This is a genomic window from Flavobacterium sp. J372, assembly GCF_024699965.1.
Lineage (GTDB): Bacteria > Bacteroidota > Bacteroidia > Flavobacteriales > Flavobacteriaceae > Flavobacterium.
The window spans coordinates 2808951-2823377 of the sequence record NZ_JAJOMZ010000004.1 but is presented as its reverse complement, the minus strand read 5'-3'; the positions used below and the strand labels follow the sequence as shown (position 1 = coordinate 2823377).

The 14427-nt window shown below is 41.2% G+C and carries 20 protein-coding genes and 1 pseudogene; 6 read left to right on the top strand and 15 right to left on the bottom strand.

What is annotated here, in order from left to right; genetic code table 11:
- Positions 1 to 181: 181 nt before the first annotated feature.
- The gene (locus tag LRS05_RS14030; RefSeq protein ID WP_257868892.1) at positions 182 to 1360 is read left to right on the top strand and encodes a GlmU family protein; all 1179 of its coding nucleotides are present in this window, start codon (positions 182 to 184) and stop codon (positions 1358 to 1360) included.
- A 32-nt stretch (positions 1361 to 1392) separates the two neighbouring features.
- Complete coding sequence (locus LRS05_RS14025; RefSeq protein ID WP_257868891.1) at positions 1393 to 2019, top strand: thermonuclease family protein; 627 nt, start codon at positions 1393 to 1395, stop codon at positions 2017 to 2019.
- Positions 2020 to 2070: 51 nt separating this feature from the next.
- On the opposite strand, the gene LRS05_RS14020 is transcribed toward LRS05_RS14025, so the two are convergent.
- From LRS05_RS14020 to LRS05_RS13985, 8 genes are all read right to left on the bottom strand, one after another.
- Positions 2071 to 2520 (bottom strand): PepSY-like domain-containing protein, encoded by a 450-nt coding sequence (locus tag LRS05_RS14020; protein ID WP_257868890.1) that lies wholly within the window; start codon positions 2518 to 2520, stop codon positions 2071 to 2073.
- Positions 2521 to 2590: 70 nt separating this feature from the next.
- Complete coding sequence (locus tag LRS05_RS14015) at positions 2591 to 2893, bottom strand: sensor histidine kinase (RefSeq protein ID WP_257868889.1); 303 nt, start codon at positions 2891 to 2893, stop codon at positions 2591 to 2593.
- Positions 2894 to 2945: 52 nt separating this feature from the next.
- The gene (locus LRS05_RS14010) at positions 2946 to 3377 is read right to left on the bottom strand and encodes a HAMP domain-containing sensor histidine kinase (RefSeq protein ID WP_257868888.1); all 432 of its coding nucleotides are present in this window, start codon (positions 3375 to 3377) and stop codon (positions 2946 to 2948) included.
- Positions 3272 to 3874 carry a hypothetical protein gene (locus LRS05_RS14005; RefSeq protein ID WP_257868887.1) on the bottom strand — a complete coding sequence of 201 codons (603 nt, stop codon included), beginning with the start codon at positions 3872 to 3874 and terminating at the stop codon, positions 3272 to 3274. The genes LRS05_RS14010 and LRS05_RS14005 overlap by 106 nt, the downstream gene beginning before the upstream one ends.
- Positions 3874 to 4551, bottom strand: a complete 678-nt coding sequence (locus LRS05_RS14000) for a response regulator transcription factor (RefSeq protein WP_257868886.1) — start codon at positions 4549 to 4551, stop codon at positions 3874 to 3876. Before LRS05_RS14000 ends, LRS05_RS14005 begins: the two co-directional genes overlap by 1 nt.
- 75 nt (positions 4552 to 4626) lie before the next feature.
- Complete coding sequence (locus LRS05_RS13995) at positions 4627 to 6225, bottom strand: ABC transporter substrate-binding protein (RefSeq protein WP_374707777.1); 1599 nt, start codon at positions 6223 to 6225, stop codon at positions 4627 to 4629.
- Between the two features lies 1 nt (position 6226).
- A complete protein-coding gene (locus LRS05_RS13990; protein WP_257868884.1) occupies positions 6227 to 6520 on the bottom strand; it encodes a type II toxin-antitoxin system RelE/ParE family toxin in 294 nt (97 codons plus the stop codon).
- Complete coding sequence (locus LRS05_RS13985) at positions 6504 to 6758, bottom strand: hypothetical protein (protein WP_257868883.1); 255 nt, start codon at positions 6756 to 6758, stop codon at positions 6504 to 6506. Before LRS05_RS13985 ends, LRS05_RS13990 begins: the two co-directional genes overlap by 17 nt.
- 109 nt (positions 6759 to 6867) lie before the next feature.
- On the opposite strand from LRS05_RS13985, the gene mtaB reads away from it, so the two are divergent.
- Positions 6868 to 8232, top strand: a complete 1365-nt coding sequence (gene mtaB / locus LRS05_RS13980; RefSeq protein ID WP_257868882.1) for a tRNA (N(6)-L-threonylcarbamoyladenosine(37)-C(2))-methylthiotransferase MtaB — start codon at positions 6868 to 6870, stop codon at positions 8230 to 8232.
- On the opposite strand, the gene LRS05_RS13975 is transcribed toward mtaB, so the two are convergent.
- From LRS05_RS13975 to LRS05_RS13965, 3 genes are read right to left on the bottom strand one after another with little or no spacing between them, the layout of a single operon-like run.
- Positions 8233 to 8868, bottom strand: coding sequence for a class I SAM-dependent methyltransferase (locus LRS05_RS13975; protein ID WP_257868881.1), 636 nt, complete (start codon positions 8866 to 8868; stop codon positions 8233 to 8235).
- The gene (locus tag LRS05_RS13970; RefSeq protein WP_257868880.1) at positions 8865 to 9149 is read right to left on the bottom strand and encodes a GNAT family N-acetyltransferase; all 285 of its coding nucleotides are present in this window, start codon (positions 9147 to 9149) and stop codon (positions 8865 to 8867) included. Before LRS05_RS13970 ends, LRS05_RS13975 begins: the two co-directional genes overlap by 4 nt.
- A gap of 2 nt (positions 9150 to 9151) precedes the next feature.
- Positions 9152 to 9874, bottom strand: a complete 723-nt coding sequence (locus LRS05_RS13965) for a pirin family protein (protein ID WP_257868879.1) — start codon at positions 9872 to 9874, stop codon at positions 9152 to 9154.
- Between the two features lie 107 nt (positions 9875 to 9981).
- Here LRS05_RS13965 and LRS05_RS13960 point away from each other — a divergent pair, with 107 nt between their 5' ends.
- Positions 9982 to 10680 (top strand): alpha/beta hydrolase, encoded by a 699-nt coding sequence (locus tag LRS05_RS13960; RefSeq protein WP_257868878.1) that lies wholly within the window; start codon positions 9982 to 9984, stop codon positions 10678 to 10680.
- Complete coding sequence (locus LRS05_RS13955; protein ID WP_257868877.1) at positions 10677 to 11564, top strand: lytic transglycosylase domain-containing protein; 888 nt, start codon at positions 10677 to 10679, stop codon at positions 11562 to 11564. The genes LRS05_RS13960 and LRS05_RS13955 overlap by 4 nt, the downstream gene beginning before the upstream one ends.
- On the opposite strand, the gene LRS05_RS13950 is transcribed toward LRS05_RS13955, so the two are convergent.
- From LRS05_RS13950 to LRS05_RS13935, 4 genes and pseudogenes are all read right to left on the bottom strand, one after another.
- Positions 11561 to 12259, bottom strand: a complete 699-nt coding sequence (locus LRS05_RS13950) for a redoxin domain-containing protein (protein ID WP_257868876.1) — start codon at positions 12257 to 12259, stop codon at positions 11561 to 11563. The two genes, LRS05_RS13955 and LRS05_RS13950, sit on opposite strands and share 4 nt — an antisense overlap.
- 105 nt (positions 12260 to 12364) lie before the next feature.
- Positions 12365 to 12967: an alpha-ketoglutarate-dependent dioxygenase AlkB gene (locus LRS05_RS13945; RefSeq protein ID WP_257868875.1), complete on the bottom strand. Its 603-nt coding sequence runs from the start codon at positions 12965 to 12967 to the stop codon at positions 12365 to 12367.
- A 2-nt stretch (positions 12968 to 12969) separates the two neighbouring features.
- Positions 12970 to 13380 (bottom strand): hypothetical protein, encoded by a 411-nt coding sequence (locus LRS05_RS13940; protein WP_257868874.1) that lies wholly within the window; start codon positions 13378 to 13380, stop codon positions 12970 to 12972.
- 75 nt (positions 13381 to 13455) lie between these two features.
- A pseudogene (locus LRS05_RS13935) lies at positions 13456 to 13994 on the bottom strand (DUF2892 domain-containing protein).
- A gap of 168 nt (positions 13995 to 14162) precedes the next feature.
- Between LRS05_RS13935 and rpmH the strand changes: the two are divergent.
- Positions 14163 to 14324, top strand: coding sequence for a 50S ribosomal protein L34 (gene rpmH, locus LRS05_RS13930; protein ID WP_026979292.1), 162 nt, complete (start codon positions 14163 to 14165; stop codon positions 14322 to 14324).
- Positions 14325 to 14427 lie beyond the last annotated feature (103 nt).

The following is a 14427-nucleotide window of genomic DNA, read 5'->3' as shown; positions in this document are numbered from 1 at the left end:
AAGCCTTTCCGGAAACGGAGGGGCTTTTTTTTTAAAAGCTGCTGAGGTTATAAGCTTCTGAGCTCCTTAGCTTTTTACTCTTGAGCGATAGCTTAACGGCTTAGAAGCTCAGAAGCTAAGTAGCTTCTTCCAAAAACTTTCCTAACTTTACAACTTTCAACATTCAAACTTTCAACTAACCATGAACTACATACTTTTTGACGGTACGGTGCGCAATGCGCTGCTTCCTTTCACTTTTACGCGCCCGGTGGCAGACATTCGTGTAGGGATCCTTACCATTCGTGAAAAATGGGAGAAATACCTGGGCTACACCACCACAACCCTTACCGAAGAATACCTGATGGAAAAATACCCGATGGTAGAGATGGAGGAAAATGTGATGATTAATGCGTCATTCCTGCCGAATGAGGTTTTGGTTGAGATGGTACAGGGGCTTGAGGCTAACCAGGCCATTGTTTGCGGTGATGAGGTGATTGCGTTTTACACCAAAGACACACAGGAAGAAGTTGACTTTGAAACCTATGATGTAATTGACTATACCGAAGATTGCCTGCGCATTGAGCATCCGTGGGATATTTTCCAAAAGAACGATGCGGCGATACGCGAAGATTTTGAACTGCTTACCGAAGGCCGGGTATCGCAGCCCATACCTGCAAGCGTTAATACTATTTCCCCGGAAAACATATTTATTGAAGAAGGCGCAAAACTGGAATTTGTTACGCTGAATGCCTCAACCGGCCCAATTTACATTGGTAAGAACGCCGAAATCATGGAAGGCTCTGTTATACGTGGGCCTTTTGCACTTTGCGAGGAAGGCCAGGTAAAACTTGCTACAAAAGTGTATGGCGCCACTACCGTTGGCCCTCACAGCCGTATAGGCGGGGAGGTGAGCAATTCAGTACTTTTCGGGTATAGCAATAAAGGGCATGACGGTTTCCTGGGTAATTCAGTTTTAGGCGAGTGGTGTAACCTTGGCGCCGACACCAACAACTCTAATCTCAAAAATAATTACGAAGAGGTAAAACTGTGGAGCTATGAAAAAGAAAGCTTTGTAAAAACAGGCCTGCAGTTTTGCGGATTGATGATGGGCGACCATAGCAAATGCGGCATCAACACCATGTTTAACACCGGTACGGTTGTGGGTGTGAGCGCAAATATTTTCGGCAGCGGGTTCCCACGCAATTTCGTACCAAGCTTTTCATGGGGTGGCGCATCGGGCATGACTACGTACATCACCAAAAAAGCATTTGAAACAGCAAAAATTGTAATGTCGCGTCGCAAAGTGGAATTTACCGAGCAGGATGCGCGGATTTTAGAACACGTTTTTGAGGAAAGTGCGAAGTGGAGAAAAGACCAATAACCTGTTTCTTAAAGAAGTGTTAAACCCTGCACATGGCTAGACGGAAGCGTACAGCAAAATATTCGATTGGAGGCCTGCTCATTTTGCTGGCCTTCTTTTTGTATTATTCCTGCAACCCTGAACGCAGCGAACCTGAACCGGAAACCTTTGATAATGAGGGTTATGTGCCAAAGCCTAAAAAGGTCCGAAAGAAAAAGGATAGGCAAGTTAATCGCTATCTTACTGTCTTTCAGGGTAAAGTGGTGGGAATTAAGGACGGCGATACTTTTGAAGTTTTATATGAAGGCCAGCCGGAGCGTGTCCGCCTTGCCGGGATTGACTGCCCCGAGAAATCTCAGCCCTTCGGAAATAACGCAAAACATTATGCATCAGTACTTTGCTTCGGTAAAATGGTTACTGTAACTTCTGACGGCAAACGCGACAGGTACGGCAGGATTGTTGGCGAAATCGTCACTGAAGATGGTGCTAATATCAACCAAATGCTTGTAAAAGAAGGGCTTGCATGGCATTACAAACAATACTCTGCTGATGAGAAGCTTGCAGACTTTGAGCGTACGGCACGTTTGCAAAGAAAAGGCTTGTGGTCTGATAATGAGCCCATTGCTCCCTGGGACTGGCGCCGCCACAAGCGTGAGATGAACCGTAAAAAAGCTATATAAGAAAAGGCATACATCACCGTATGCCTTTTGAATTTTACTTTTCTAAATAAGTTAGTCATCTATCCTTATGAAGTTGCGCTGATTGTCAAACTCTAGCTCGGTGCCGTTTGCGAGTGTTACTTCATACCCGTCATGGTTTTTATTTATCTGTGTAACCTTCTGAAAATTAAAGTGTTTTTTTATATGATTTGCAATTTGTTGCGGTACAACTTCACCGGGCAAAGCATTTCTCTTATTTTGGATTTCTTCCCAAAACCCGTCAGCATCAAAATCTATTTCTGTGCCGTTAGCCAATATCACTTTATAATCAGTTTCAAATAGCTCTTTGTCTTCTGTAGCCCGTACTATGGCAACCCCTTTATAATGTTGATTGATAAACGTTTGGGCGCGTGCAGGTAATTCTTTAACTGTAATAGTTCGGTCTTGTGCATTTGTTGTAAATCCTGCCATCATTAGTAAAAATATGGCTGCTGTCCTGAATGTTGCTGTCAATGTTTTCATATCATTATTTATTTAAATATGATACAAGTTTATAACCTGATTCTGGAAAGAATTTGGAAGAATAAAAATTTCAGGGAAATTTTATTATAAAAGTATGTTGTTCATTTTCATGTGAATAGAAGATAGATAGCCTATATAAGTCACAAATGGATTTTACGATGGCAAGGCCTAATCCTGTAGATTCTTCAATCTCCAGAGATCGGTTAAATCTTCCAAAAATGTGTTGTTCATCAAGTGCTTCACCTATTGCCGAATTTCTGACCATTATCCTTTTATAATCAATATCTACATTTACAAATCCTCCCGAAATATTGTGTATTATCGCGTTTTTAATAAGATTTGACAGCAGGGCCGATGCAAGGCCGGGGTTCATAAAAGCTTTCAGGGTATCTTTACTTGAAATGCTTAAAGTAATATTCTTAAAGTCAGCAAAATCGCGAAAATCTTCCTATCAGCTGTTTTGTCAGTTGATTTATGTCAATTTCTTCAGTATCGGCAAATTGCCTGTTCTCAATTTTTGACAGCATCAAAAGCGATTTATTGAGGCGTACAAGCCTTGACAGTGAATCACTTATTTTGGAAATTTCCTGCATTTGCTGCTCATCAAGATTATGGTTTGATGCAAACAGCTCCAGCCTGTTGAGGCTTATGGCAAGCGGGGTTTGCAGTTCGTGTGAGGCGTTTTCTATAAACTGCTTCTGGCTTATATATACTTGTTCATTCCGATACAGCAGGTCATTTATTTCCTGTGCTAAATGGTTAAACTCAGTAATATTTGTGTGAGCAGTTTCAGGTAAATTTCCTTTGCCGGGTTTATAGTACTGAAGATTTTGAAGGATATTGTAAAAGGTTTCCACGCCCGTTTCATGATAACGCGGTTTATCAGGGCAATGCTGATAACCAGCATTACATACAGCACAGCAAGGGCGGTAGCAAGATCCTCAATAAGCTCATCTTCTTCAACCATTGAGGCTCTTACTGTGAGTTGATAAGGGCGGCCATCATGCAGAAAAACTGTTTTCAGCAGGCGTACGGGCTCATTGTCCTCATCATACTCCATGTATTCAAATGTATTGATGAAATGCTCTTTTACATCGTAATCAGAGTCTTCCGGCAAAGGTTTGATAATGAACTGGTGGATGCCATATTCCGGTGTATTGAGTAAGGAGGGGTCATTTTTTATTTCCCTTAAAATAAGTAGTTTTGAATTTTTAAGCCCGTCATCTATATTATCATAGACCTCCTCTGTGATTACATAATAAAACAGCGCAGCCCACACGGCGATTATTGCAAGCAGCGCCGTTACAATATATCTGAACGTATAATTTTGCAGCGATATTTTTTTTATCGGCATCAAGATAATACCAGTTTATATCCCATTCCGTATATTGCCTGAATGTCGGCCTCAGCGCCAGCATCTCTAAGCTTTTTCCTAAGATTTTTTATCTGCGAGTAAACAAAATCAAGATTGTCAGCCTGATCGATGTTGTCACCCCAGACATATTCAGCCAGTGCTGTTTTATTTATCAGCCTTTCCGGATTAATTACAAAATAATACAGAAGGTCATATTCTTTCCTGTTTAGTGCAAGGTTGCTGTTATTTATTGTTACCGACCTGTCATCAGGGTATAATACTATATTATTCACAGCAATATTATTGCTTCCGTTATAGCTTTTACGCCTTATCGCTGCTTTTATCCGGGCATGCAGCTCAGCAAGGTGGAAAGGCTTTGTAAGATAATCATCGGCACCAAGGTCAAGCCCTGCCACTTTATCATCAATGGCATCTTTTGCTGAAATTATTATCAGGGCTTCTGTCTTGCCCATTGCTTTAATTTCGCGAACCAAATCAAGGCCATTGCCGCCGGGAAGCATTATATCTACCAAAATGCAGTCATAGTCGTAAGAGCCTATCTTATAGAGCCCTGAGCGAAAATCTGAGGCAGTTTCAACTATATATTTTTCAGATTCAAGTGTTTGCTGAATTACTTCGCGCAAGCCTTTTTCATCTTCAATTAAAAGGATTTTCATGTCAGGCAATTATGTATCAAATATATTTAATAGCCGGCAAGCTAAATTTAAATACTGGAAAGATTTGGGAATACGCTATTGTTTCTTAACCCTTTTTAAAATTAAAAGATTGAGCGGATTAATTCCTAATCCCGTTACATTACTCCTTGTAAAACGTGATGCTTTGTCGTAAAACAGCGGTATTACCGGGGCTTCTTCCATCACTAACTCATCCATTTTTTTATATAGCTCCTGACGCTTTTTATCATCCGTTTCATTAAAGGCAGATTCATAAAGTTTGTCAAATGCTGTATTTTTAAAGTGAGTGTAATTTGGGCCATTTGGCGCGAAATTACCACTGTAAAACAGCGAGAGGTAGTTTTCTGCATCAGGATAGTCGGCAATCCAGCTGGCTTTAAAAAATGAAACCTTTCCTGTTGAAATTGACTGCGTGAGTGTAGATGGCGGGTTCACATCTACCTGTACATTCAGACCGATTTTCTGCCATTCGCGCTGAAGGTATTCTGCAATATCGAGGTATGATGCGCTGGTGCTCATCTGTATTTTTGGGTTGTTGTCGCCTGTTGCTTTTTTGTAGTCAGCTACCAGCTTTTTTGCCAGCTCCGGATTAAAGTTATAACCCTCTGCGCCCGTGCCTGCAAGCCCCGCGGGAATCATTCCGTTCACTGCCGCTGTGCCCATCCCGTTGCGGAGAAAGGCAATCATTTTGGCACGGTCAAAGCCATAGTTCATAGCCTGGCGAATGCGCTTATCTTTTACAGGTTGATCAGCGCCATCAAGGCGGAAACCCATATACTCCGTATTCAGGTAGGGGCCTGTAATCATCTTTACATCTTTCTGATATTTCGGTTGTAACTGGCCTTTAGGTGTCAGGATTTCATCTTTGTATGATGGGTCTAACCCTGAGACGAAATCAAGTTTGCCCTGTACAAACTGCAGGAAACCGCTTTGCTTATCGGGTAAAAAGGTAATTGCTACAGCTTCAAGGTACGGTAGTTGTACGCCTTTTTCATCTTTCTCAAAATATAGCGGATTTTTACGCAATACAAGTTTTACGTTTTCTTCCCATATTTTAAATTGGAAGGGCCCTGTGCCAATTGGGTTTGCACGAAAATCGTAACCGGCTTTATCAAACGCTTCCTTTGGAACAACAGAAGCGTATTTCATGGTAAGCAGGCCAAGAAATGCAGGGAAATTTTTGGAAAGTTTTATTTCGAAAGTGCTGTCATTTTGTGCTTTAAAGCTTTCAACATTCTGTAATATCCATCGTCCGGGTGAAGCCACTTTTTCATCAAGAAGCCGGTTCAGGCTAAACTCAAAATCGGCCGCAGTTACCCCACGTGTGCTATCTTTACCAAACAATGCACTCTTGTGGAAATACACATCTTTCCGCAGGTTGAACGTGTAGGTTTTCCCATCTTCAGACATGGTCCATGACTTCGCAATGTCGGGTTTAATAGCCAGGCTATCATCAAGCTGAACCAACCCGTTAAACAACTGGTTACAAACCCATATTGACGGACGTATTTTAGCAAATGCCGGGTCAAGTGAGTTTACTGCGGCATTTTCATTATACCTGAAAACCAGATTGTCACGTGTTGAGTCCTGCTTTTTTGAACAGGAAGTGAGAGATATTAGCAGCACTGTTGTGCAAAGTAAGATTATACGAGACAAATTATAATTTCTTTTTCGGGTTCTGGTAGGTATTAAAAACTGATTGTACAACAATGGCATTTCCTTCGATTTTGTAAATTACCACGTATGGAAACTTCTCGATTTTAGCCTGCCTGAAATCGTCAAATTCTACACGGTAAGAAAGTGGATTGCTGTCAATTGAGGTGAAGCACTTATCTAAGTGTTTTAGAAATCGCTCTCCTAATTTAAGTTTTTTAGATTCGTAATAAATGTATGCATCAGATATTTCAACATCTGCTTTTGATGTAAGGACAATGTTATGGTTTCTGCTCATCAAATCTCTTTCTTGCACGTTCCTTAACTTCTTCCCATGTAAAGCCTTTATCTTCTCCCGATAAATATTTTTCATGACTCTCTCTTACTTCAGCTTTTTGCTCTTCAGTCAAGACATAGCTATCACTGTCATTCGATGACATAAGTTGCTTTAAATACTCAACGATATGTGAATCTTCTAAATGTTTTATCCACTCGATTATATCTAGCTTATCTTTTTGCATTTGAAGCTGTTGCATAACATATAAGTTTTCTGTGTTTTACAAAGATAATGAATTGCGCATTTTATTTACTGCCGGATTGTATGTAAATTTGCAGGCTAATTTCGGCTTTACAGCCAGATGATTCATGGAAAACAGGAAAAAAGTCGCGTTTTATACATTGGGTTGCAAACTCAACTTCTCTGAAACTTCTACAATTGCAAGGAGCTTTCAGGATGAGGGGTTTGACCGTGTGGAGTTTGAAGAGGTTGCGGATATTTATGTTATAAACACCTGCTCGGTTACCGAAAATGCCGACAAGCAGTTTAAGCAGGTGGTGAAGAAAGCGCTGAAGAACAACGATAAAGCATTTGTTGCAGCTGTTGGCTGCTACGCCCAGCTGAAGCCGGAAGAGCTTGCAGCTGTTGACGGCGTTGACCTTGTATTGGGCGCTACTGAGAAATTCAAAATTACAGACTACATCAACGACCTGAGCAAGAACGACATGGGCGAGGTGCACTCTTGCGAAATTGCTGAAGCGGATTTTTATGTTGGTAGTTATTCCATTGGCGACCGTACCCGCGCTTTTTTAAAGGTGCAGGATGGTTGCGATTATAAATGTACCTACTGCACGATCCCATTAGCACGAGGTATTTCCCGTAGCGATACGCTGGAGAATGTTCTAAGGAACGCCAAAGAAATTTCAGCACAAAACATTAAGGAGATAGTACTTACCGGAGTTAATATCGGTGATTATGGCAAGGGTGAGTTCGGCAATAAGAAACATGAACATACCTTTTATGAACTTGTTCAGGAGCTGGATAAAGTTGAAGGGATTGAGCGTCTGCGCATCTCATCCATAGAACCGAATTTGTTGAAAAACGAGACAATCGAATTCGTATCGCAGAGCCGTACTTTCGTTCCTCATTTTCATATCCCTCTGCAATCGGGCAGCAATGATATCCTGAAACTGATGCGGCGCCGGTACCTGCGTGAAGTTTATACCGAGCGTGTATCTAAAATACGCGAAGTAATGCCGCATGCCTGCATTGGTGTTGACGTGATTGTGGGCTTCCCGGGTGAGACTGATGAGCATTTCCTTGAAACCTATAACTACCTCAACAGCCTTGATATATCCTACCTTCACGTGTTTACCTACAGCGAGCGCGACAATACACCTGCTGCCGAAATGCCGGGCGAAGTACCTGCCAACGTTCGTGCAAAACGCAGCAAAATGCTTCGTGGGCTATCAGTAAAAAAGCGCCGTGCTTTTTACGAAAGCCAGATAGGTAATACCCGTACTGTACTTTTTGAAGGTGAAAATAAGGAAGGCTATATCTACGGGTTTACAGAGAATTATGTAAAAGTAAAAGCGCCATGGAATCCTGAACTGGTAAATACACTACATGAAGTAAAGCTTACATCAATTGACGATGATGGTGCTGTGCGTATTGAATTTGTGAGAGAGGCAGCTACAGAGCCATCTATAGCAGATATGCTGAACTACGCGTAACTATAGCGATAGTACAGCGAGCCGCTTGTCGATTTTCAAATCTCTAAAACCGAATTCCTCTTTTATCCATTCAAAAGTTTCAGGGTGGAAAAGAAACACATGCGTCGGGTCTTTTTTATAATACCAGACGGCAAAATCTTTGCTGTCGTCAATCATCTCTGTCATCAGGTATAATTTGCCATTGGGCTTTAAAAGGTTCCGCAGAAGGGCAAATTCTTTGTGAGGCTCTTTAAAATGCTCGGCCACTTCACAACAGGCTATGTAGTCATATTGCTGTCGCAGTAATTCAGGATAGTTGTGAAAGAAAAGGTCATATTCCACAATATCATAATCATTGTCTTTCAGTACTTTCATGATAGGCGAACCCGTGCCTGAACCGAAATCCAAGCCTTTTTGGTCATGACTAAAATCATTGAGTATTCCTGAAGTTATCGGACTTACAAACTTTTGATAGCCTACATTCTCAGGGTCATTCTCATGCAATTCGTAGCGTGCTTTTTCAGCTTCAGCCGTAAGAAAGTTGTCAGGATGCGTAATAACTGCTTTGCAAACCGGACATTTCAGGAAAAGGCGTTCCTTTTCAGTGAAATAAGGTTGTGACTCAGCACTGCATAATGGGCAGGGGAATGAACTCATAAGCGTATCCCCGGCGGCAGCATCTCTTTAAATGACGGATTTTTCCTGAAAAAGGCCGCGGCTTTTGGGTGTACCGGCACAACTTTCAGGCGTTTTTCTGTGGCAATCTTCAGTACTTCACGAATAAAGTCTGATACCTCATTGTCAAGTGTTTCTCCTTCCGGTACAATAATCTTTGTAAGGAATAGTTTCCGTTCCTGTATGGCATATTCTATTGAAAGCGGCTTGCCATCAACAGACGTTTCAAATTTCCGTGAAAACTCATTATCTTTAATTTCCATAGCTATTTGTATTGCATTGGTACTTCTATAATCAAAACTTTTGAAGGCGCTTTTGTAGTAAAGGTGAGGGTGTCAAACTCAACAATTCCGAAGGCATCGCGTTCATTTACCGTTTCGCCATTAATTTCAATCTGGCCTTCAATTAAAAACAAATAAACGCCATTACCTTCACTTTTAAGCTGATAATCCACAGCCCGGCTTTCATCAAAAACGCCAAGGTGCAGGTAAGCATCCTGGTGAATCCACAGTGCGCCGTTTTCAGCTTTCCCTTCAGGCGCTACAATATTTACAAGGGTATTTTTATGGCTTTCCAGGTCAAAACCTTTTTGGTCGTATCGTGGAATAACATCCTGCTTATCGGGAAAAATCCATAGCTGTAATGTTTTGGCTCTCTCCGTCTGGCTGGCGTTCATCTCGCTGTGCGTGATTCCGGTGCCCGCACTCATAACCTGTACTTCACCAAAGCGCACTGTGGCATGGCTCCCCATGCTGTCGCGATGGGTAAGGCCGCCCTCAAGCGGTATGGTAATGATTTCCATATTATCGTGCGGGTGTGTGCCGAAGCCCATGCCTGCTGCAATAGTATCATCGTTCAGTACGCGCAGCATACCAAACTGCACCATATCAGGATTATAGTACTGCCCGAATGAAAAAGAGAAATTAGCCTGCAGCCAGCCATGGTCGGCTGTGCCGCGCCCGCTTTTTGGGAATAGTCTTGAACGCATTTTATCTTTTAGTGGTAAAGAACGGTTTCCGGTAAAAAATTCTAACTTTATACAAATTTCGGAATAAAAATTGACATCGCTTACATCATAGCGTTAAAACACCTGTAATGCAGAAGATACCTGTATATTTTGTACCCGGCCTGGCTTCAAGCAAACTTATATTTGAATACATAAAGCTTCCCGAAGATAGATTTGAAGTGGTGATAATGGATTGGATACTTCCTGAAAAGGGGGAATCCTTGCGCGACTATAGCCTGCGCCTTGCCGAGAAGTATATTGTGCACGAAAATCCCGTTTTGATAGGGGTTTCCATGGGAGGATTAGTAGTGCAGGAAATGTGTAAAGTGATAAAGGTACAAAAGGTGATAATCATCTCAAGCGTAAAGTCAAACAGGGAGTTCCCCAGACGGATGCGGTTTGCGAAGAAAACAAGGCTGTACAGGTTTTTCCCCACGCGAATAATGCAGAATGTTGAGAAGGTAAATAAACTTTTTCCGGGCAATAACGTGGTGAAACGAAGGCTGCAGCTTTATGAAAAATTTTTAGGATTCAGGGATAAGAAATACCTTGACTGGTCGTTTGAAAAGATTATAGAGTGGGACAGGGCCGAGCCTGACCCGGATGTAATACATATACACGGAACGGATGATGGTGTTTTCCCTGCTAAGTATATAGAAAATTATATACCTGTGAAAAAGGGTACGCATATAATGATCATCAACCGTTTTAGCTGGCTTAATGAGCATTTACCGGGAATCATTACAGGAGAAACAGATATTGAAAAACTTAAAATAAAGAAATTATGACACTTAACACTATCAAAAGGGTAGGAGTGATAGCCTCAATAGTTCTCGCAAGCGGGATATTGATACATGCTGTAAAAACAGACCCGACCACGCCCGGCATTGAATATAAATACCCGATAGAAATTGATTTTGCAGGTGAAAAAGCGCCATTGCATATTGCAGATGTACAGGAGCGTTTTGACCGTGAACTGCTGGTAAATGCCAACCTTCATGCTACAACATTACTTATCCTGAAGCGGGCTAACCGCGCTTTCCCAATCATCGAACCGATACTGAAAAAGAACGGTGTGCCTGACGACTTTAAATACCTGGCCGTTATTGAAAGCGGACTTGTAAATGTAGTATCACCTGCCGGGGCACGCGGCGTATGGCAGTTTATGCCCGAAACCGGTAAGCAGATGGGCCTCGAGGTTAATGATATTGTTGATGAACGCTACCACCTTGAGAAATCAACAGAGGCCGCGTGTAAGTACCTCATAGAAGCTAAAAATAAATTCGGGTCGTGGACACTGGCAGCGGCGGCTTATAATGGCGGTTCAGGCGGAGTAAACAAGCAGATTACATTTCAGGGAGTAACGAACTATTATGACCTGCTGCTTACAGAAGAGACATCACGTTATGTTTTCCGTATTCTGGCATTGAAAGAAATCATGCAAAATCCTGCCAAATACAATTTTACAGTACAGCCTAATGAAATGTACCCGCTTATCCCTACAAAAAAAGTTGATGTAGATACAACAGTAGAAGACCTTGCTGTTTTTGCGAAAGACCAGGGTATCAACTACAAAATCCTGAAAATACACAACCCCTGGATGCGAGACCGTAAACTTAATGTAGCACCCGGAAAAAAATATACCGTTGAAATTCCGCTGCAGGGCTATTAATTTGAAGCAACAGCCGCTTTTTCAAGCTTCCTGTCAATTAAAATAGTAGAGAGCCCGTCAATATAGCTGTTGTAATTCATGGCAACATCATTATTGGTGGGCACTTTTTTTGCGTATTGCTGCAATCCGCACCGCCTGACTGTAACAAGCCGCATCTGGTCGTCAATATAATAAGAGGTTGGCAGGCCCAGCGTATGTTTTAAGGCAGCAACAACAGGAGCATCATTTTTATAGCTCTCATGAGCATAGCATACCGTAACATGGCGGTTAAACTTGCGGGAGTTCTTTTTCATATTGTGCTTTTTGTCCCAGTACAGCACTACAAACTTTACATTTTTGCCGTATTCCCTTGCGAGACGGTTTATAGCCTGGATTTCACATTTTGAAGTCACGCACCATGAAGCGTATGTAATCAATACAATTGGCTTTTGCACTTTACTGAGCTTAAGCGTGCCCCCGCCTGATTTTTTTAACTGGAAATCATCAAACCTGGTGCCTGCCAGCCTGTGCTGTACTAATGAGTCAAAGAGGAATTTACCTCTTTCAATATCACCTTTACGGTAGGCGAGGGCAGTGTCTTTTTTGTATTTCTTGAATTTAATCTTGATGGCTTCAGAAAACAAAATTGTGTCACCCTGACTGTAAGATGATAGAGGTAATGTAAAGAAAAACAGAATTAGTAATAAATGTTTCATGTTATTAACTAATTTACAAAGTAAAAGTACAATGTTTTTTGTTAATAACTAATGAATAATGCGCTAATTTTCAAATATGAAAATTAGTATGTAATGCACTCCATTTTAAATGTTAATTGTACGGAAGGTAAGATTAACCCGCGGCAATTTTACTTTAGTACTTTTTGCGATGCTGTGCAGCCAGTGAGTCTGCGTAGTACCTTTCATTACAAGTGCGCTTCCATGCTCAAGTATTACCGAAACAGTTTCTTTAGTTTGCTTATGTTTAAAAGAAAATTTCCGTGCAGCACCAAAGCTAAGTGAGGCTATAGCCCCGTCTTTAATAAGGTCTTTTTCGGCATCACTGTGCCACGCCATGCCTTCGCTGCCATCATGATATAAATTCAGCAGGCAGGAGTTATAGGTTTCGCCAGTGGTTTTCTCGGCAATATCTTTTAATTCCAGTAGTTCAGGTGTCCAGGGTAAAGCAGTTTTTGTAGTTTTAGAATAGGTATATTCAAACGGCCTGTCGCCATACCAGGCAGCTTTACGTTTCGTGATTATCAGTTTTCCGTAAATAATGGCTTTGTCATTTTCCCACGCAATGTCGTTCAGAAGATACTCGAGATAACGGTTAGCTTCAGCGTTCGGGATAACTGGCCCATAATATATTACAGTACCGTCATAGGGAAGTAGGTTTGGGTTTGTATCAGAATAAAAGAGATTCATCGTTAATCTAAAATCCTTTCAAGACTTTTATATACCAGCCTGCCATCTTTTGTAATTGAATAATCAAGACCGCTAAATTCCGCACCTATGTAACCTATTCCTTTTGTGCGGTGTATATCGCTAATGCTGTTATCCCAATTTGTTACCAGCATATGTCCTTGCGCACAAATATCATCACCAACAATTCCTATCACTAAATAGGTTTGTCCGTTTGCTTCAATATAGCCGTCAAGCCAATAGGAAATGTTGTCCCGATCACTGACAGTTAACTGTTTTGCCAGTTCCTTTTGATATGCTTTACTTTCCGGAAGATTATAGTTAAATACAGGATTAGTGTTTTTGCACTTCGGCTTATCACATGATGCTATTATGGTTAATGACAGTAAGTAAATTAATTTGGTAAAATTGTTCATGGGTCAGTTTTTTTAATAACGCATAAACATTCGGGTTATTATAGTGCAAAAAAACCGCCATTGCGGCGGTCTTTATTAATATCTTCTCATTTGTACCTGAGGGCCTTTCTTCATCTGCGCCTTCATCATGGCTATCTGCTCTTTCAGCATTCCCTGCTTGTCAAGCTTCTTGGCTTCGCTCAATAGTTTCTCCGCCTCAATTTTACGGTTCTTTGTCATCGCTATGCCTGCAAGGTTGAGTTTAGCCATGGCCATGTCCTGGTCATATTAAGGCCAAGCTCCACCGCTTTCTTAAAGTACTTTTCGGCAGCATTAAGGTTAGTTTGAGACACCATAAGCCCGTTCAGGTAATTGTAGTACCCCTGCTGCTTGCGTACCAGTGCTGCCTCAGGATTTTTAATCTTATCAAGCCATGCTTTTGCGCCTTCAAAATCCTGTTTCCGCAACTTAAGGAAAGCAAGTATGATGACTTCATTCTTAAAGTAAAGCAGTACGAATATCAGTGAAAAAAGTATCAGGAATATGCCGTTGCCAATGTTATCTTCGGTAAACTGCCATACTGCTGTTGCAATAACCAGTACAAAAAGCACCAGTTTTATATTTTTATTGAACATAAAGGTTGTAATTTTGAGACTGCAAAGGTAACAAAATCAATTAAAAATATTTTTGCAAAACCACTTGCAGACAAAAAAAAGCTTTGTATATTTGCACTCGGTTTTGGAAATGCCGTTTCAAAGCTATTCAGGAATAGATATTTCAATAAGATTTAAAGATACAAAGTAATGAGTAAGAGAACGTTTCAACCATCGAAAAGAAAAAGAAGAAATAAGCACGGTTTTATGGAAAGAATGGCTTCTGCCAATGGTAGGAAAGTGCTTGCTCGCCGCAGGGCTAAAGGAAGGCATAAACTAACTGTGTCTAGCGAACCAAGGCATAAAAAATAATGCTTTGTATTTACAACATATAAAAGGTGTTACTCATTCAGTAACGCCTTTTTTTATATCTTGTTGATAACAACTTATGCGCCCTCAAAGCGCATCTTTTTTA